Raw genomic sequence first — 19,381 nt, forward strand, 5'->3', positions numbered from 1 at the left:
GCTTGTTTGCTTCTAATTCAAATATAAAATATAGCATCGATACTTATGCGGTTTGCAATAAAATTAAGCGGTTTGTTTTTGCTCGATGAGGGGCGAAATATGCTGAATTTCATATTCCCGCTGCATTACCCTTGCAGTTTGTGTACTACCATCGTGGCTCCATCCCGGTGGGTTAAATAAATAACCAAGCTTGTTTTTAATGCCCGGCGCGTGTTTAACATCGTGTATCAACGCCTTCCACTCGTGAAATATAACATTTACCGGCCCCATATCATCAGGTTGTTTGGTAATGCCGTATTTAACAGGCTCGGGCAAATCCTCGTCGCGGAAGGTGCCAAACATTCTATCCCATAGAATTAACACCATGCCCATGTTTTTATCAAGATAGGGGATGTTTGATGCGTGGTGCACGCGGTGATGTGCCGGTGTTACAAAAATCCACCCATACCATTTTGGCAGCGGAATTTTATATTGCGTATGTACAAGGTTGCCATAAAACTGGGTAACCAGGTAGGCATACAAAATATCTAAAGCGCTAAAGCCAAACAGCGCGAGTGGTAAATAAAAAAATACCCTGTACAATGGCTCAAACACAGTTGACCGGAAACCGGTAGTGAAGTTGAAATGTTCTGACGAATGATGGGTTACGTGTATAGCCCAAAAAACGCGGCAATAATGGCCAATATAATGCAGCAGCCAATACAAAAAATCCTGCGCAACAATCAGTACAAACCAATATAGCCAAACGTTATGGATTTGAAACAGCCGGTACCTGTAAGTAAAACTCAGGATAATAAATGTGCTTCCTTTTACTACCAGGTTGGTTACAACGGCAAGCGAGGTGAGATAAATGTTGGTAAAAGTATCGCGTGTTTCGTAATAATGCCTGTCTTCCCAATAACTTAAACCCATTTCTACAAGGGTTAAAATAACTAAAAGGCAAAGTATTACAATGGCGCTTATTTCCGTTTTATCTAAGTGCTGCATCTACAAGTTAATATAATACAATAAACTATCGCAAAGTTCGGCTTCTGTGCAGATATTATCAATATTACATTGACCAATGTTGGTCAGCAGGGTGCAATTTATATTTCCGCTTTGGTTCTTCTTGTCCTTTTTCATGAATTCAAACAACGTTTCGAAGCTTGATTGTTTGATGGTATAACGCGGATACAGGTTATTCAGTGTATCTRTTATCTCCTTTAGTTCTTCGGCAGGCAGGCCTGTTTTTTTGTGGGCCAGGTACGATTCGCAGATCATGCCTATGGCAATAGCTTCGCCATGCGATAAATGATCTTTATCGTTGATCAACGAATAGGTTTCAACCGCGTGGCCAACGGTATGACCAAAGTTCAAAGCCTTGCGGATCCCTTTTTCATGCGGGTCCTCCACGGTAATTTTATTTTTTATGGCTACAGACCGGTGTACCAGTTCGGCAGATGGTTTGCTCAAATCGCTGTTTTTTAACTGGTTCCAGTAACCGGCATCCTGGATAAGCCCGTGTTTTAACATTTCGGCCAGGCCGGATAGGATCTGTCTTGGAGGCAGGGTATCTAAAAAGCCCAATTCAATAAATACAGCTTTGGGTTGTGTAAAGGTACCTATGATATTTTTAATGCTATCGATATCGATGCCAGTTTTACCGCCTACTGATGCATCCACCTGCGATAATAGGGTAGTAGGCACGTGTACAAAATCAATCCCGCGTTTAAATGTTGATGCAGCAAAGCCGCCCAGATCGCTGATAACGCCGCCGCCAAGGTTAATCAGCAGGCTTTTGCGGTCGGCCCCAAAATCAATCAGCATTTTCCAGATGCCGATACAAAAATCAATGTCCTTGCTTTCTTCGCCGGCGTTTATTTCAATGATGTCAAAATTGTCCTGGTCTTCTATCTTGCTTTTTACAAGGGGCAGGCAATGTTGGGCGGTATTTTCGTCGGTTAAAATAAAAAAACGGGAATAGTGGCCTTGTTTTACGAAATTGGCCAGCTCATCAATACTATTTTCAAAAAAAATGGGGTAATTATCGCTCTGAATGGTGTCCATAATTTAAATAACCATGATTTTATTTCCTCTGAATTCAACCAGGTCGCCTCGTTTTACTTTAAGGCGTTTGCGGTAATCAACCTGTCCGTTATAACTTACTTCGCCCTCACTTACAACTATTTGCGCCTCGCCTCCTGTGGGTACCAGGCCGGCTGCTTTTAGTAGTTGTATCATCGGGATAAAGTCGCCGTTTAACTTAAATTCAATCATGGTGGGCAAAAATAAACTATTCATGGAATAATGAGTTATCATTTTTATAATTTTGCGCATGCTTTCTAACGAAACTAATAATACATCCAAACACGGTAAGCCCTCTTTTGAAAATACAGAAATAGCTTTTCGTCATTCATCTAACGCAGATCTTAGCCGCGCTTATTGGTTATTCAGGATCATCAATGTTAATTTTTTGGTGAAAATAGGCCCCCCGGTAACCAACTTTGCCATTAAAATAGGCCTGCCGATTAAAGGCATCATCAAGGCGACTATATTTAAACACTTTTGCGGCGGTGAAACCATTGCCGGGTGTGATAATACCATCAAAAACCTATATAGCGGTGGCGTAGGTACTATTTTAGATTATTCGATAGAAGGCGAGGACGATGAGGCCGTTTTTGATAGTACCAGGGACGAGATTATCCGGACGATAGTGCGGGCCTCAAAAGATAAAGCCATACCATTAACCGTATTTAAGATAACCGGAGTTGGACGTTTTGCTTTGTTAGAGAAGCTGGACGCCCGCCTGCCACTTACACCCGATGAAGAAAGCGAATGGCAAAGGGTGCAAAGCCGGGTATTGGCTATTTGCGATAAAGCCTACAAAAGCAACGTGCCTGTGATGATTGATGCCGAAGAAAGCTGGATACAGGAAACTATTGACCTGCTGGCTTTAACCATGATGACGCAGTTTAACACCAAGCAGCCCATTGTTTACAATACCTACCAAATGTACCGCCACGATAAACTGGCATCGATATTAAACGATCACGAGATTGCCAAAGGCGAGGGTTTTATATTAGGAGCCAAAATTGTGCGCGGTGCTTACATGGAAAAAGAGCGTAAGCGTGCCCTGGAAATGGGTTACGATTCGCCAATTCAGCCTGATAAAAAATCAACAGACCTGGATTATGACTCGGCATTGGATTATTGTACCAGCCATATCAACGAAATTGCCTTTATAGCCGGAACCCACAACGAGGAGAGCTGCCGCCTGCTGGCCGAGCTTTTGGATACCAAGGGTATAGACCATAAGCACCCGCACGTATATTTTTCGCAATTACTGGRCATGAGTGATAACCTGAGTTTTAACCTGGCGGATGCGCAGTACAATGTGGCCAAATACGTGCCTTACGGGCCAATTAAAGCCGTGCTGCCATACTTGTTCCGCCGCGCACAGGAAAATACCGCCATTGCCGGCCAAATGAGCCGAGAGCTGAGTTTGATAGTGAAAGAACGGGGAAGAAGAAACAAGAACTGAGAGTCAAGAATTGAGAGTCAAGACAGAAAAATATGGGCCGCTAAAATTTAGCGGCTTTTTTATTGACTTACTTTTGGGAGGGGGGGCGTTCGGCACCGTTTAATTTGGGATGGGGTTGATCAGTGGTTCACAAATATGATGGTGAGTTACCGTTAATAAAAAGACGTGATTTGCAGGCAAACAATAAAAAAATTTGCATTTTTATATCAGGCATTATCATATGCCACCCTAAATTATGAGAAATGCATTTGTAACAGGTTTAATCCTGGGTATCCTTAGTGGTACCTGGTTGTTCATCATGCGGTCGTTTGGGTATAATAGTACCGGGAACCACGTAAGCCCGGTTGAATATTTATCATTACTGATACCTTTTTGCGGTGTTTATTTTGGGGTGAAACGCTACCGTGATGATGATAAGCAAGGCGAGATCGGTTTTTTTGATGCCCTATTTCAAAGTTTTAGGATTTTGCTTATCGGTGGCCTGTTTGCCTGTTTGGCAGGCATTGTTTACATTAACTATTTTGATATGGCAAGTAACCTGTTCGCTTTTTCGGGCAGGCTTTTCGGCGGGCTGGTTATTGGTATATTAATTTGCTTAGGGGTGTCTGCCGCATTGATGAATAAATCGAGCAAGCTGAATTGATAGGAGTGTGGCTGTAGTTGATGACTTGCAGGTCACAAACAAGTGTCATGTTAATGATAAATTGACGGATATTCTTTAGCCCAAAGTCTCAAGTCCTAAGCCAAAAAAGGAAAAATTCAACTTTCAACTTTAGACTTACGATTTAGTACTATTGACTTAACACTATCATCGATAGCTGTAAATAATATAAAGTAAAAGAATATTTAACGTCAAATGTGCGCTAATGAAGGGGTTATAATTTTACCTGAAATTTAATTTAAAAAAAGTTTTGCAGCTTGATTAAAAATCCTACTTTTGCCAACCCAATCGGAAACGGGATGTAGCGTAGCCCGGTATCGCGCCACATTTGGGATGTGGAGGCCGCAGGTTCGAATCCTGCCATCCCGACAAAAGCGATACCAGATCAAATTAAAACCCTCCCAATTTTTAATTCGGAGGGTTTTTTATGTAAAAAAGTCGCCGGGCAAAAAAACATTTTTTAACCATGTTAGCTGCCGCTTTCGATTGTTTGCTCCTAATAGCATGTTAAAATAAAAAGCGGGATTGTTGTAACCAACAGTCCCGCTTTTGTTACCCGCAAGTTGTGGCGCTTTTACTCGGTTTTTTTCACCGTAGTGGTAGTAGTTGTTTTTGTTGCCGCCACCGGTGTTTTTTTATAAACACGATGATATACGTGTACAGGCTTTTTTGAACCAGTTGCCTTATGTGTAACAACATGAGTAGTTGAACTGGTTGTAACAACCGGCTTTACTTCTGTTGTAGTTGTAGTAACTTCGGTTGTTTTTGGTGTTGGTGCGGGAGCAACTACAGGCGCTGGTGCCTGCGTTTTAACTGTATCATGCACTATAACCACGGATGGCGGTGGTGGTGCCGGCGTTTGTTTTGCCGGTTCAGGTAAATGACCTGTTACAGCGCCGTCGGCTGCGCCGCTTATTGCGCCGGCCGTGCCGGAGCCCTCCATCTTGATTTTTGTTACCGTACGACCGTGGGCGCCCTTTTTAACTTTCTTTTTTATCTCCACTTTGTTGTTTGTGGTGTCTTGGGTTTGAGCCCCGGCAGTTTGAATGCACCATGTAATGCTGGTTACAAACAATATTAAACAGATCTTTTTCATAATAATGTAGTTAGTTAGATGATGTTGTTGTAACATATTTATTACAGATTTTGTTTGTTATTTTTTAAATTATTTACTATGAAATTAAATTGCTTGCTTTAAAAGCAAATACTTAGGTGTGATTTTTTTGATACAGTACAGATTGAGATGAGTTTGATGTTGCTTTTATAAACTATCGCCACACCAGATTTGATGTCAGTAAATGAATTTGGCCAGCAAATTAATTATTTCCCCATTCTGACCATGTATATCACTGGCCGTAATGCCCTACTAAAACACCAACTTAGCATTGTAGTCGCTGCATACAGATGATTTTTTCAGAAGTTTTGATTAATTGAATTATAATATTACCTTTGCAACCCCAACGGGAACGGGATGTAGCGTAGCCCGGTATCGCGCCACATTTGGGATGTGGAGGCCGCAGGTTCGAATCCTGCCATCCCGACTACTAATGCAAAAACGCCCTTAGATTATTCTGAGGGCGTTTTTTGTTTTAATAAAGATTTATTGAAAATTAAATAACTGTAAATCAATATAGTTTCGGTTCGAATTCTTTTATCTCTTCTTTGAAATATTAGTTTGTCTCTGGCTGCTCAGTAAAGACAATGTTATCAGCATAACTAAAAGATAGCCGAAAGACGCTGATTTCAGTAACTATGATCAACCGCGACCTGTTGACATGCCGCCGTCTACTGCTAAAATAGCACCGGTAGTGAATGCGCTTTCGTCAGACAAAAGGAATACAATCGCGCTGGCCGCTTGTTCAGGCTTGCCGTTTTTACCGAGTGGGTTGAGGCCTAACAGGCTGTTGTAGGTTTCTTCAACCTTTTCAACACCCACAACATCGTTCAATACATTGGTCACAAAAAGACCCGGGGCAATAGCGTTTACCCTGATATTTTCAAGCGCCAACTCAACTGCAAGGTGTTTGGTCAACGCATGCAAACCTGCTTTGGCTACCGAGTAAGCCGAAGTAGGCATGCCCTTTACAACATTTTCTGACCAATAAGAACCAATGTTTACGATAGCGCCGCCACCGTTTTCTTTCATTTTCTTCGCTACCGCCTGTGAGATGAAGTAGAAACCTGTATTGATGTCCAGCAAAGCAGCATATTCATCTGGGGTTGTGTCCAAAAATGGTTTTGGCCTAAAGATTCCGGATGCGTTCACCAGGTAATCGATTTTGCTTTCTTTTTCAATTTCGGCAATGAACGCCTTTACACTTTCAGTATTGGTAATGTCAACAACTTTACCTACAACCTTGATTTGTGGATTGTCGTTAGAAAGTTCAGTTACTGTTGCCAAAACTGAATCTTCTGTTTTACTGGCTACAATAACGTTTGCGCCTCTTTCAGCAAGCAATGATGCTGTTGCTTTGCCCATACCACTGGTTCCACCTATAACCAGGGCTACTTTTTCGTTTAAATCTTGATTTTTCATGTTCTTATTTATTAAAATTTACCCTTTGACGTAGCTTTTAAATTCTGTGACAAAGTTTTGTCTGGAGCCTATAAAAACTTTCATTTGGGTGCTACAGCGTTTGCGAGCCGTTAGCAAGCAATGTTGCGGTTGCTTTGCCCATACCAACTATAAGCAATGCTGTTTTGACCGTTTTAATTTTGAGTTTCCATTTTCTTAAATATTTGCCCCTTTGTCACAGTTTTTAAATTTTACGTCAAAGGGTAAAATAACAACTGGAAAAGCGGCAGGGGCATTTCAGCCCGGCCGTTTGATATTCAAAAAATAAAAAAATGGAAAGAAAAGAATTTCTAAAAATAGGTTCTATCGCAGCAGCGAGCTTATCGATATTGCCTAAAACCAAACTTCTGGGAGCAACCACATCGGGCGTATATTCTGCACGTAATGCTCCAACCAGCTTCGTTGAAGCAGGCGGCATAAAATTCGCGTACCGTCGCTTTGGGCGCAAAAATGGGTTGCCATTGGTATTCACCAATTTCCTTACCGGGACAATGGACAACTGGGACCCCGCAGTGTTAGATAAAATTGCCAAAGAGCGCGAAGTAATCATCTTTGATAATACCGGCGTTGCATCTTCTACCGGTACTACGCCTAATACAGTTGAGCAAATGGCCAGGGATGCTTACACTTTCGTTAATGCACTCACCTTGAAAAAAATCGACTTATTGGGTTTCTCCATCGGCGGCATGGTGGCACAATGTTTGGCCTATCAACAGCCGCAACTGATCCGCAGGCTGATCCTGATCGGAACCGGCCCAAGCGGAGGGGAAGGTATGGAAGATTACACGCCCCAGGTGTGGGCGCTGCTCCAAAAGAAATATCCACATGCTGATGAATTGCTGCTCGATGCTTTCTTCACACCTACAAAAAACAGCAAGGCAGCCGGAGGGGAATATTTGAAACGCATTCGCACACGAGTAGGCAAAGAACCAGCTTTGACAGGTAAAGTGGCACCAGCCCAGCTTGCTGCGATCTTCGGCTGGGGTAAAAGACACGAGAATAATTTCGATTACCTCAAATCAATTAAGCAACCGACAATGATTGTTCATGGGGATGCCGACATTTTTTGCCCTGTAATAAATTCTGTTCTGTTAAAAGAACACTTAGAAAATGCTCAGTTGATTGTTTATCCTGACGCAAACCACGGACCGCAAAACCAATACCCTGAAGATTTTGCTAAAAAAGCCAACAACTTCTTAAATCAGGCCTAAGCAATAAATTAATCAAATTTCAACACCGGGCAGGTGTTTGACCAGTAAGACAATAGCCTTACTGGTTTTGACATTTAAATAGTACCACATTTTCTTCAATTACTACCATAGATATTCGATAGCCCAAGATTAACTTTATCAATTTACTTTTAGATACCAACTAAACATATTTAAATGGAACAAAAACTCCCATTGCCGCCTTTTAATTTCGAATCGGCAACGCAAAAAGTGCAAATGGCAGAAGATGCCTGGAATACCAGGGATCCGGAAAAGGTTTCGAAAGCCTACACGATAGACAGCGAATGGCGAAACCGCTCCTCATTTTTCAAAGGGCGCGAAGCAATCGTAAAATTTCTGACCCAAAAATGGACAATTGAACATCAATATAAATTGAAAAAAGAATTATGGGCATTTACCGATAACCGGATAGCAGTTCGTTTTGAGTATGAGTACCATAATGTCGAGGGCGAATGGTATCGTGCTTACGGAAACGAAAACTGGGAGTTTGATGAAAATGGGTTCATGATGAAGCGTTTCGCCAGCATTAATGATGTGCCAATTGCGGAATCCGAGCGCAGGTTATAAAATGAACGTACAAGTAATTTTAGAACTATTTGTAGCTGACTATGAGAGTTATACTTACATATTGTACGCGCGAACCTATTTGTAAATAACTACAATGTAATATTACGCTTTAACAAGGCTATCTATAACAGCTTTGCTTGCCCGGTAATCAGCGTGTTGTCTATATTTGTAAGACCAATGAATTTTTAATTTTCGAATAACATAATTATGTTTTGGCTCGAATTTTTTTTTAATAATTAATAATAAAAGTTATTCAATTTACATTTTGATTATGACGCCTTTCAGTATATCATATAAAGAGGAAGATGATCTTACGCTGATCAGGGAGTTTTTTGAAGGCTCCAAAGCTTCACTAAATCAATTGATAAATCGTCATCAACGGTTTATCTATAATCTTGCCTTAAAATTTGTAAATGACAGGGATGAAGCCGCTGACCTCACACAGGAAGTATTAATTTCGCTGGTGTCGAAGTTAGACAAGTTCAATGGCAACAGCAGTTTCCGCACCTGGTTGTACCGCATGGTATATAATCAGTTCATCGATACTAAGAGAAAGAAAGTAGAAAAATCAGTTGTATCCTTTGAAGAGTACGGGGATTTTTTGGATACCGCGTATAACGATGAGGGAATGACGCCGCAAGAGCAGGTGGATAATGAAAAGGCAATAGACTGGACACGTAATAAATGCCTGACAGGCGCGCTGATTTGCCTGGACAGGCAACAACGCATGGTTTTTATACTTGGAGCGATCTTCAATTTGAAATCCAGTGTAGCAGCCGAGATTCTCGAAGTGACGCGGGAGAATTTCAGGAAACAACTGCAACGTGCAAAGGATGATTTATTTAGGTTTATGCAGGATAAGTGCGGGTTAATAAATGTTGCGGCTCCTTGTCGTTGTCAAAAAAAAACCAAAGGATATATCCAGGACGGCATAGTGTCACCGGAGACAATACAATTTTACCGTCAATTCACTGACTCTATAGAATCTGTTGTCGAAAGTAAAAACCGGGAGATAGATTACCTGATTACAAATCCATATTTGTACTTATTTACTCAACAACCTTATGAAACCAAAAAAGATAACGAAATTAAGTCCCGTCATATTCTAAGCGATCCGGCGGTTATGCAGCTTTTTCAATTATCATAGGCATTGCTTTTTTAAGTTTATACCAGGTTTGGTAGGCTATAGTATCAAGGGCAGCCACTCAAAGTAATTTGAGGGGTAAAAAGTTTGCCGGAAACGACATTTTTTACAAACTGGCTACCACCAGAATCCATAGAATTAAGCTAATTGTTGTCATACATAGTTAGCTGCCAGTAAACCAAACTAATTAAAATTAAGCCCCGTGTACTCTCAAAATTGGCCCAAATTTTATATGAGGTATATTTTTTATAACGTCAAATTAGCCAGCAACCTCAAATCATGTAGGAAGGTTCGAAATTTGTATAGGCAGGGCGACAAAAGCGATACCAATCGAGTCGAAAACCACTTAAGTTTTATGATTTAAGGGGTTTTTATTTGGAGTTGATCCTGGTTAGTCAGATAAGAAAGGGGTTAGTCCGAAAGGTTGGGAAATAAACTATTTGGGATTTGTACGGGGGGCAACTCTGGTAAAATCGGCGAAATTGTTCCGTACTGATCAGCCGGACTTATGTGCTATCCGGAAATAGCCAGTAAATAGTCCAGGTTGGATTGATTACGGTTACTATATGGTTTTCCTGCCAGGCGAACCTGCTGACCTCCACTGATCCCTTGCAACTGCACAGTTTGATAGTGGGCGATAGCTCCGTCGCCTGCTAACAACTGGTATGCAGGCTCTGAAATGATCAAATCGTTATTCAACTCTTTAGTTTTGGCCTGTAGCCTGGATGCAACGTTTACGGGGAGGCCCATTACGGATAATTGCGGAGCGTTATCCAGCCCAAACTCGCCAACAAAAACTTTACCGGCATGCAGGCCGACGCCAATCTCGAGCGGGCCTCCATAATAAGGCTCGTCATAAGCTTCGTTGTACAGGCTAACCGCCTGGAACATCACTTTGGCAGCCTGGTAAGCATTGTTTACAGATTCTTTCAACCCGGTTTGCAAACCAAACACTGCATATAAGCTGTCGCCTGCTATCTCTACCACCTTGCCTTCAAATTTCTTGATGATTTGGTTAAAGGCGGTGAACAAACGGCGCACAATTTGAATAACGGTGTTACCAGACTGTGCTTCCATTAAGCCGGTGAAATTCCGGATATCAAGAAACAGGATGGCAAGCTCCTGCTCTTTGTCTGGGGGAGCAGGTGCCGGGTTCAACATGAAATAGTTATTTTCCATAGTAGTATAGACGATTGACACTTAAAATCATTTTAAACAAAAGTAGATGGATGACCAAACGATGGCAAAACAAAAAAGGTAAACCGGGGCGGCTTGCCGGTGAAGACGGGGATAATAGCGGTAAACTGTTTTTTTTGCGCATCGCCCCGAAAAAACTACCGTTTAAATCAATAATAAGATATGAATAGTGAAAAGCCGCCGGCTGAAACCTTTTATTTACGATGCCAAATGGTATTTAACATGCGTTGTAAATATCATTCGGTAATGGTATTGATCGTTTTTTTTAGAATGGCCGGAAATTTGGCCGGCTAATGAGGGGCGAAAACGACCACGGTATCGAACTTAGTATTACCACCAGGGCTATGGTAAACCAAATAGCCGTTGTTTTAAATTTTTGCAGGTCACTAACCTGTCGTTTGCTTCTGGCCGAGCCAACGGTAATGAGGGTTATCCCGATCAACATCATCGTGATATGCTCCATGCCAAAAAAACGGATGGCGCGTTCATGTACTGCAGTGCCAAAGTGGTGCAAAAAGTAATCAACAACCGGGCTGATGAAGTATAGCCAGATGCCTAATATTAACTGAATATGTGCCGTTGTTGCTGTGGTGTGTCTTACAACGTTATCGAATTTTAAATAAGGCTTTCGTAACAACCAGCCACGATAAGCGCTAAAAATAGCGAACAGGAGGGTACTCAATACCAACCAACGGGTGAGTGAGTGTAATGCCAATAAGGTTCCGTACATGTTTATGCAGACGATTAGCCGACAAAAATATTTTAAAGTTTTTTATTTTTTTATCCTGCGGATTTTAAGTTGATAAAATCAGGCGTAAAAACAACAAAGCCCTCCTGATTTCTCAGGAAGGCTTTGTACCCCTGACTCCCCTATACTCTACTAAGTTTTTGGATGATTTGAAAGCGATTGCCAATATTAAATTGTTTCTGGATGAAAACCACGTTAGTAGAGATTTTATAACTAAATACAAAAGATCTTATACAGATTATGAAAGCAAAAGAAGTCATTATCAGTGATATATCAAGAAGATTGCTTGCAATTAAGTGAAACGAAAAAGAAAAACGTTTAAATTAATTTATCCATAGTAGGTGTTTTTGCTGTGTATGTTTTTACAACAAAATGCCTACTATGGTATTTGGTGGATAGGAATCCACAGATAGATCTATGAATAACTTATAAAATTGAGATGTTAGGAAAAGTAAGTTAGAAATATCGTTTTAAATACTAATGAGAGATAACGGTATTAATGTATTAATCGAATTGGGTGAAAATTAGATTTATTTGGTTTTGTAAAACTGATTATTTGTTTGTAGTTTTAATGCAACTAATTAGAATATAGTTAATTAACTAAAACCTTATCAGATGAAACTTAGAATTTTAACACTTTGTTTTCTACTCTCATTTAGCACTGTCAAAGGTCAACAATGTTTCGATCTTTGCGATGCCACGAACCCGTATCCAACAGAATTTAAAACCCAGTTTTGTTGGTTACTAAATGAAATCTGTTATAATTTTAACTTACCCAAATGGCAGGAGCCGAAAAGGGCCACTAACGAAGATATTAAAGAATATCTCCGTTATTCTGCTGGAGAATCCACATTTTACTATCAAGATGCAGAAGTGCCATGGGGATCTAATTGGTTTGCATGCAAATATGGCGGTATCGCCAGAAGGTGGCAGGAGTCTGTAAATCAACAGCCAGTCGCCGGCATAAATTATCCTAATGTCGATAATTTGCTCAATTGGGATCAATTAAGTCATATGACCCGCGATCAACTAAACAAATTATCACCAGCTGAAAAATTGGATATTTTTGTAGGAAATAAGGATTTCAGAATCACCAAATGGGAACTCATTCATAGAGGACCAAACCGTCCAAGTCATGCTGACGATAATTTTTGTGGGTTTTGTAACGGGGCTCGATCTTCTGGTGCACTTACGTTAGAGCCGTTGGTGGCGAGGACTGTTAACGCAAGTGCTGGCGCTAAGGTATTTGACAGGGCCACTACGTCTTTTCCAAATCCGCAAATTTCCGTAACATTTTATCCTGCCGACATCAAGGCATTAGCAGCTGCATCCTTTTATTATAACGAACATGCCTACAACATTGGGAGAAACAATGACAACAGCGTCGTTGACCCCAATCCTGCAATTTTGGATTTTATGTTAAGATTTTTAATTGGCAAATTTAAAACACCATTTTTCTTGGACGTGATGCCAAATAATGAAATTTGGAATGAGACCATCGTTGGCTATGACAGAAAAGTTGTATCTATAAATCCCGTTTCAATAGGTAGTGCCTCTGTAAATTTAAATCCTGCTGTCAAAAAAGTGGTAACTATTAATTTAAAGCTTTACTGCCAAGATGAGGTCAGTATTTCAGCTATTAATATCGATACTAAAAAAATAATGGCTAATAAAGCAGCAGCGATTGCTAAGGAGTGGATAAAAGAAAGAAAATATAGTTATAAACTATACGTGGACGAGAATGACAAGATCATAGACGGCTCCTGGATAACAACATCCGGATGGCAAAATAGAGTATATACAGAAACGGATTTAACGCCTATCGATTTTATATGGATGGCGTGGGGAGGCGGTGCGGATAACCTTCATGCGGGTAATCCCAACATTAACTACAATTTGATAAAATATCTTTTTGTAGGCGCAGATCTTAGGGAACAAGGCGTTATCAGCGATCCAAATTTATCGAAGAAGCAACAGAATCCAACCAGTGTGGAAATTCCTCAGCCGATGATTTCTGCCGGTAATCTTTTAAAAATTAGTCACTGATGACTATTAAGTTGAAACCTTCAAGTTTGGTGCAGCTTTTTAAGGGTTTTCTATTGTTGGCGGCTTTTGTTTTTCCGAGTAACTCAAGTGCACAAAAGTTACATACATTCCTTTTTTGCAAAACGATGGATAGTGAAATTGGGGATGCAGTTCGGGCCAATTATGTTAATGTACGAGAGCATTTTCAGATGGTCGCAAATGCATTAGAATACGAGTACGTGGAGCATGCGGTGACCGGTTTTCGATTTAGCGTGGAAGAAATCGAGAAATCCATTAATAATGCCGCTATTGATACTAACGATGTTGTAATATTATACTTTAGCACGCATGGTAGTATTCCCCGGAAGGACACCATTCGTTTTCCTCAAGTCGCAATTCGTAATGAATTTATATCCGCTTACCAACGTCACATAGAGCTACGTAAAAAAAAACCGAAAGTATTATGGACTATAATCGAGGCGTGCAGTGCTTATTATGATCTTACGCCACAACAGTCTTTCGTCTTTGAGCCACAATTTGAAAAAAGTGTAGTGCCTGATATTTTAACAACCACTCAAATAAAAAATATTAGAAATTTATTTTCATCAAACCAGGATTTCATAATAACGGCTGGCGATCCTGGTAAAATAACCTTAGGTACACCTACCGGGTCTATCTTTACAAATTGTCTTTTAAGAACTATGAATGAATTATTTTCAAATGCAAATGCGAATTTTAATTCGCATACGTGGGTAAACTTATTGGAACAAGCCAGACAATATACATATGATGAAACGACGTCCCTAAATCACTCTTATTCACCTATTTGGGATGAATTTGATCCTGTCACTTCCCAAATGACTATAAGTAACGGCACAACAGCGGATGATTTAAATGTACATTTAAATGTCGATGTTAATCGCAGATGGTCCTTTATACGCCCTTATCAAGTAAACTTAACAGTAACAAGTAATGATAATTCAAAAATCGATAAGGTCATCTACTTCTTAGATAAGACGATGCCAAAGCCAATTGATACGCCTTTAAGACAAGATAATTTTTGGCTCGGTATGCAAGTTTATGGCGGATACCCTATAAAAGCGAAGATTTATTTCCGTGATGGCAGAGTTAAAGAATTATTTGAAAATCTTATCGTGAAAGGCAAACGTGATGACGAGTAATTTGAATCAAAGTTGATTTTCAATTTCACCAAGAGATTCACTTTTCCTAAATGAATTTAATTTTTTTATGCAGGCGTTAATCCGTGGAATTGTTTCCCTTACTATCAATTCAGATGAGAGCGGCTTGTCGGGGCTAGGAATATTGACATTTCGCGGTGATAGCTCTTTAACGAATGCGGTGAGGTTATTGACAAATAAATCCAACATTTCTACCGCATTAAGGGGCAAAGATAATCTGTCATGGGGTGGCGAAATGTTTAGAACCACTTTTGTAGACCTTGTGTTCTGTGATAACTTACTGAAAGTCAAATATAAATGATTTTTTTTATGAGCAATCCTCTCGGATTTTGAGCTTTAGAATACCTTAGCGGCATAAAGATATTTAATAACGCATTCCTTTAATATAATATCTTTACAACATAAACCGTTGATTTTATGTTCCAGGACGAACTCACCGAACACCCTATCGCATTTAATACTTCGCCATTCCTTTTTGTTGGATCTGGTTTATCAAGACGCTATTTCAAAACGGAACCTTGGTTCGCGCTATTGGAGAAGATCGCTGCATTTATTCATTTAGCAAAGCCGTTTAAGTATTACACGTCTAATGCAGATGATGATCTCGCAGCTGCGGCGTCAATCACGGGAGAGGAATTCAACGAAATTTGGTGGACTAATATAGAGTTTGAACATAGCCGGGCGGTTTGTTTATACGATTACTTTAAATATAAATATCCCTTTGTGAAATCCCAACAATAAATAATAAGACCAGCAAACTATAATTGCATCGCGTCTATCACTACTTTTGGAATCTTTCATTTTAGATTAAAGTCCTATATTTATTGAGCCTGAATAAAAATCACGTATGGGGGTAAAATATCAATACATAGATCGTTTTCTTGAAGATAGGGGCCTGAAAATGCCTCAACTTAACGTGCTTACGCCTGATCATGAACATTATACTGCAATTCTTTACCAGCATAAAGGTGATCTGACAGTAACAACCGGCAATACACCTTCAATCCGAAATCGAGATCAGTCATTGGCAAGTAAAAAACACATTGGTTTTTTTGAAATAGCTTTACAAACGAAGAGTGATCTCATCCTGAACCCAGAATATGCTTGCCCCTTAAATGCTCTTGGTTCCTTATTGGAAAAAGGTCTCTTTCCCGAAGAGAAATGCCTTATGGTTCTTTGTTGCGAGTCAATAACTTCAAGTGAATTAAAGGACTTTATTGAGTGTCATCAAAGTGTTGATACTCAATTTTTGATTGAAGAAAGAGCACTAAATACACCATCCTATCAATTCTTAGACCCTGTAATTTATTTATTCAATACCAGAAGATCAACAGATAATAAATTGATCAAAATCCTGACGTTCCAATTCAAGACATACTATATGGGCGCAACCCACATAGAGTCGGAATTTATGGCGTTGGGAACTGCAAGGTACATTATTCGTAATAACGAAGAATCGATTTATTTAGCAACGATTATATGCTCGGAGAGTTTGCAGATTGATTTAGAAAATGATTTGCGACAATTTCGCGACAAGCCTTATCTTCTAGTTCACCCTCAACTGAACAATTCTCCGAGAGGAGAAAGTTTAAAGCACTACAGGACGAAATTCTTCTCCAACAGTAGTGAGGATATTGAAAAAGATATCATTTGCCTAAATTGGGCAAAAGAGAGCATGATAAATGACATAACGTTAAGCTATTCACATTCTGCAATTTATACCAAAGCAAAGAAGATACTGATCGATGATGAACGAATTACGCAAAATGACAAATTTGGGCTTTACTATAACTGCTGGAAAATCGCACACGCAAGCGTTTTGGTCTTTGATGAAAAAGAAGCCATTTTTCAGTTCGAAAACACAAAAACATCAAAACGTTCGTTAAATGTTCAAAATCAGGCGAGATTTGGCCCGGTTATGCGCAACCGCTGGTACTGGGATGAAAAATGGACAGATAAGCCACAAAATCTGCAACAAGAGTTGGGCAAATGTTGTTTGGATATTGGCGGGGATTTTGATTTGTTATTAAGCAGTGAACTTGACAGTATCAACCGTGAGCGGTTATTGTCGTTAGCAACTGGCAACGTCCACACATCAAAATGGACGTCCCCTGACGGAAACAAGTTTTTTGAAATGGGCAATGACGAGCATAGTTACCGGATCAATGTTTTTCAGGACCCAGTGACAAAAAAACAAAAAATTGAATGGCTAAACAAATACGCTACTCTCGCGACTTCGCTAATCCGAAAGGATGAACTCATACCTCAGGCAAGCTTTTTAAAAGACTTAATCGATTCAAGGGAATTATCTTACCAACGTCATGCATTAAATTATAATCTCAATAGTTCAACCGATGTTCCTGCCTGTATGGTTTATGTAGGGGATAGTGACCCAATACGAGTAAGGGAACTAAGGGCCACACTTCTCTATTCATTCCCAAATGATAATGTTTATAGTCAAAGACTTCTGATTATATACCAACACCTAGGTGAACTTAAAGTAGATTACGATGACCGTTCGCCGAAAATTGCTGAAAATAATAACCATAACCCTGTCTCCATTAACAAAACAAAGATATGACTGACAAACAAACGATATTGAGATTACTCGAATCTTACTATTCGGATGTAATGGAATGCAATTATTCACTTTTTCGTTGCACACGCAATTTTAAAGAGAAGCCATATCAAATAGTGTATTTCGATCTTTCAGGCAACTATAAGGATATTGATTTGGCCGATTACCTTAAGCAACATATTTCGGGGGACTATTTCAAGAATCCCGGAATTCTCCAATGGAATTATTATTTAGTTTTTCTGACAGATCAGGTCATTGACATAGAAAAAAAATCTGAGATTGAGCAAAATAATGACTTTGCAAGAAAATATGTTATGCCTTTCCACGAGCTGACGCCATGGCTGGACCGTAATTATAACATCGATCATTCTGGCTCTCGTGGTACGACTGGGACCGCTTTATCAGATATTTGGCTAAAGGCATTGACCCAAAACAATATTGATTTCATTGCTGCTGCTGACCTTGATCCCGACACAGGTATTGACCTCATAATAAGGGGTAAAAAATATAATGGAAAAGTCCGAAAAAACAAAGCGAACGTAACCAAGGACAATGATTATTTTCTTAGCCATCTGAATTACTTGAAACCGACTCGCTATCGTGATTTTCCGAAAACAGACGATGGTTTTACTTTTCGGTCGGTGAATTTAATTAGCGCGCCTAATGGCTACGGCAAGACCTCTCTTTTAGAGGCGATTGAATACTTTGTGACTGGAGAAAATAGTAGAATTTCAGGATCTCAAGATGGTTATCAAATAGAGGTAAAATTTAGTAGTGACAATATTCTGAGGAAGTTTGTTAATGACAAAACTATTTTTCATCATAGAGCTAAGATCTGGTATAATAGTTCAGAAGACGAAGTTGGCTCGTCGCTATCATCGAACTTTAATAAATTCAATTTTTACAATACAGATGCCTCGTTTCGTTTAAGTATAACAAAGAATGAAAGCGAAATCGAGGAAGCATTTAAGGATTTGGCAATTGGAAAGGATACTAAATTTTTGCGACAACGAATGGTAGACTATAAGTCGCTTTTGTTATCTGAGTTAAATTTAAGAGAGACAACACTAGTTCAGTACCAACAAGGAATACATGACGATCAGCAAACGATCAACCAACTTATAAAGGAGACGATGCACGCTGATGAAATATTTGATCAATTAGATAACTCCATAAACAAAAAATATCTGAACATATCCTACGGCAACAGAAGTCTTAATGAGTTGGATATGTTGAAGTCAGGCTTGAGCGATTTAGATCTTCTTATGACCACAGACTTTCCGAAAATTGACTGGACAGCACTTATTTCTATCAAAACATTAACCGAAGAACATCAAAGACTGGTTAAGGTTCTTAATCTTATCAGTACAGAATTGTCCGGCGTGCAAAAATTGGAAGGGAGAAAGTCAGATTTGGAAATCTATGTTAACAAAAACAAGGAACAGATTAGGTTACTACAAGCGTATAGTCTTTTTGTTAAAGCGGACCTTCTGAAGTTACCCAAACTTTTCCCCCTAGTAGACGAAGAGAGAAATGATGCCCAAGATTCACTGTATAGAGCATACCTGCGTTTGGACTTCTATGTAAAAACTCCTATAGCGTTATCGAAAAAATCAATAAAAGAGGAGAATCAATCATTGTTTAACGACTTTGATCGGCTAAAAACAGAACAAAGTTTATTACAAAGCGTAATCTTGGAAACTCGCCAAAATAATTTTGACACGGAACAGCTTATGACCCGGCTCGAACGGGATATCCAACAGTTATTACGGATCCGTCCAGAATTATTTACCTGTCCAGTGTGCTTATCAGATATACCTAAAGCTGTTAATGTGTCAGTGATCCTATCAACTAACTTGAATACCCAAAAGGAAAAAGAAGGATTAAAATCATTGTTAAAGCAACGTGCAACCATTGATAAACAAGTCGAAAACATAG

The 19,381-nt window shown here is 39.6% G+C and carries 17 protein-coding genes and 2 tRNA genes; 12 read left to right on the forward strand and 7 right to left on the reverse strand.

The annotated features are described in order from the left end of the window. Window positions 1-63 precede the first annotated feature (63 nt). The 3 genes from AC1DV1_RS27310 to AC1DV1_RS27320 are packed head-to-tail and all read right to left on the reverse strand — an operon-like array spanning window position 64 to window position 2,256. Window positions 64-987 (reverse strand): sterol desaturase family protein, encoded by a 924-nt coding sequence (locus AC1DV1_RS27310; RefSeq protein WP_477366503.1) that lies wholly within the window; start codon window positions 985-987, stop codon window positions 64-66. After that, the gene (gene aroB / locus AC1DV1_RS27315; RefSeq protein ID WP_477366506.1) at window positions 988-2,046 is read right to left on the reverse strand and encodes a 3-dehydroquinate synthase; all 1,059 of its coding nucleotides are present in this window, start codon (window positions 2,044-2,046) and stop codon (window positions 988-990) included. 3 nt (window positions 2,047-2,049) lie between these two features. Next, complete coding sequence (locus tag AC1DV1_RS27320; protein ID WP_090650080.1) at window positions 2,050-2,256, reverse strand: RNA-binding S4 domain-containing protein; 207 nt, start codon at window positions 2,254-2,256, stop codon at window positions 2,050-2,052. 58 nt (window positions 2,257-2,314) lie between these two features. Here AC1DV1_RS27320 and AC1DV1_RS27325 point away from each other — a divergent pair, with 58 nt between their 5' ends. The 3 genes from AC1DV1_RS27325 (at window position 2,315) to AC1DV1_RS27335 (ending at window position 4,550) form a co-directional block, all read left to right on the forward strand. Then, a complete protein-coding gene (locus tag AC1DV1_RS27325; protein WP_477366510.1) occupies window positions 2,315-3,520 on the forward strand; it encodes a proline dehydrogenase family protein in 1,206 nt (401 codons plus the stop codon). Window positions 3,521-3,755: 235 nt separating this feature from the next. Then, the gene (locus AC1DV1_RS27330; protein ID WP_477366512.1) at window positions 3,756-4,163 is read left to right on the forward strand and encodes a DUF4199 domain-containing protein; all 408 of its coding nucleotides are present in this window, start codon (window positions 3,756-3,758) and stop codon (window positions 4,161-4,163) included. A 313-nt stretch (window positions 4,164-4,476) separates the two neighbouring features. Continuing rightward, window positions 4,477-4,550: transfer RNA gene (locus tag AC1DV1_RS27335), tRNA-Pro, on the forward strand. Between the two features lie 205 nt (window positions 4,551-4,755). On the opposite strand, the gene AC1DV1_RS27340 is transcribed toward AC1DV1_RS27335, so the two are convergent. Continuing rightward, window positions 4,756-5,277 carry a hypothetical protein gene (locus AC1DV1_RS27340; protein ID WP_477366515.1) on the reverse strand — a complete coding sequence of 174 codons (522 nt, stop codon included), beginning with the start codon at window positions 5,275-5,277 and terminating at the stop codon, window positions 4,756-4,758. 371 nt (window positions 5,278-5,648) lie between these two features. On the opposite strand from AC1DV1_RS27340, the gene AC1DV1_RS27345 reads away from it, so the two are divergent. Further along, a tRNA-Pro gene (locus AC1DV1_RS27345) sits at window positions 5,649-5,722 on the forward strand. Between the two features lie 215 nt (window positions 5,723-5,937). On the opposite strand, the gene AC1DV1_RS27350 is transcribed toward AC1DV1_RS27345, so the two are convergent. Next, complete coding sequence (locus AC1DV1_RS27350) at window positions 5,938-6,717, reverse strand: SDR family NAD(P)-dependent oxidoreductase (RefSeq protein WP_477366518.1); 780 nt, start codon at window positions 6,715-6,717, stop codon at window positions 5,938-5,940. Between the two features lie 311 nt (window positions 6,718-7,028). Between AC1DV1_RS27350 and AC1DV1_RS27355 the strand changes: the two genes are divergently transcribed. The 3 genes from AC1DV1_RS27355 to AC1DV1_RS27365 all read left to right on the forward strand — a co-directional run bounded on the left by AC1DV1_RS27355 (window position 7,029) and on the right by AC1DV1_RS27365 (window position 9,699). Beyond that, a complete protein-coding gene (locus AC1DV1_RS27355) occupies window positions 7,029-7,967 on the forward strand; it encodes an alpha/beta fold hydrolase (RefSeq protein ID WP_477366521.1) in 939 nt (312 codons plus the stop codon). A gap of 174 nt (window positions 7,968-8,141) precedes the next feature. Continuing rightward, window positions 8,142-8,552, forward strand: coding sequence for a DUF1348 family protein (locus AC1DV1_RS27360; RefSeq protein WP_477366524.1), 411 nt, complete (start codon window positions 8,142-8,144; stop codon window positions 8,550-8,552). Between the two features lie 271 nt (window positions 8,553-8,823). After that, window positions 8,824-9,699, forward strand: coding sequence for an RNA polymerase sigma factor (locus AC1DV1_RS27365; protein ID WP_477366526.1), 876 nt, complete (start codon window positions 8,824-8,826; stop codon window positions 9,697-9,699). A 510-nt stretch (window positions 9,700-10,209) separates the two neighbouring features. On the opposite strand, the gene AC1DV1_RS27370 is transcribed toward AC1DV1_RS27365, so the two are convergent. After that, the gene (locus AC1DV1_RS27370) at window positions 10,210-10,875 is read right to left on the reverse strand and encodes an adenylate/guanylate cyclase domain-containing protein (protein WP_477366529.1); all 666 of its coding nucleotides are present in this window, start codon (window positions 10,873-10,875) and stop codon (window positions 10,210-10,212) included. A gap of 283 nt (window positions 10,876-11,158) precedes the next feature. After that, window positions 11,159-11,623 (reverse strand): hypothetical protein, encoded by a 465-nt coding sequence (locus AC1DV1_RS27375; protein ID WP_477366532.1) that lies wholly within the window; start codon window positions 11,621-11,623, stop codon window positions 11,159-11,161. A 633-nt stretch (window positions 11,624-12,256) separates the two neighbouring features. Between AC1DV1_RS27375 and AC1DV1_RS27380 the strand changes: the two genes are divergently transcribed. From AC1DV1_RS27380 to AC1DV1_RS27400, 5 genes are all read left to right on the forward strand, one after another. After that, the gene (locus AC1DV1_RS27380) at window positions 12,257-13,687 is read left to right on the forward strand and encodes a hypothetical protein (RefSeq protein WP_477366535.1); all 1,431 of its coding nucleotides are present in this window, start codon (window positions 12,257-12,259) and stop codon (window positions 13,685-13,687) included. Beyond that, on the forward strand, window positions 13,687-14,847 hold the full coding sequence (locus AC1DV1_RS27385) for a pYEATS domain-containing protein (protein WP_477366538.1): 1,161 nt from the start codon (window positions 13,687-13,689) through the stop codon (window positions 14,845-14,847). Before AC1DV1_RS27380 ends, AC1DV1_RS27385 begins: the two co-directional genes overlap by 1 nt. A 435-nt stretch (window positions 14,848-15,282) precedes the next feature. Further along, window positions 15,283-15,606, forward strand: coding sequence for a hypothetical protein (locus AC1DV1_RS27390; RefSeq protein ID WP_477366541.1), 324 nt, complete (start codon window positions 15,283-15,285; stop codon window positions 15,604-15,606). 106 nt (window positions 15,607-15,712) lie between these two features. Beyond that, a complete protein-coding gene (locus AC1DV1_RS27395; RefSeq protein WP_477366544.1) occupies window positions 15,713-17,446 on the forward strand; it encodes a hypothetical protein in 1,734 nt (577 codons plus the stop codon). Further along, window positions 17,443-19,381, forward strand: a 1,939-nt coding sequence (locus AC1DV1_RS27400; RefSeq protein ID WP_477366547.1) for an ATP-binding protein, incomplete at its 3' end; no start/stop codon positions are given. The genes AC1DV1_RS27395 and AC1DV1_RS27400, both read left to right, overlap by 4 nt.

The organism is Mucilaginibacter sp. P4_D1 (genome assembly GCF_056401935.1).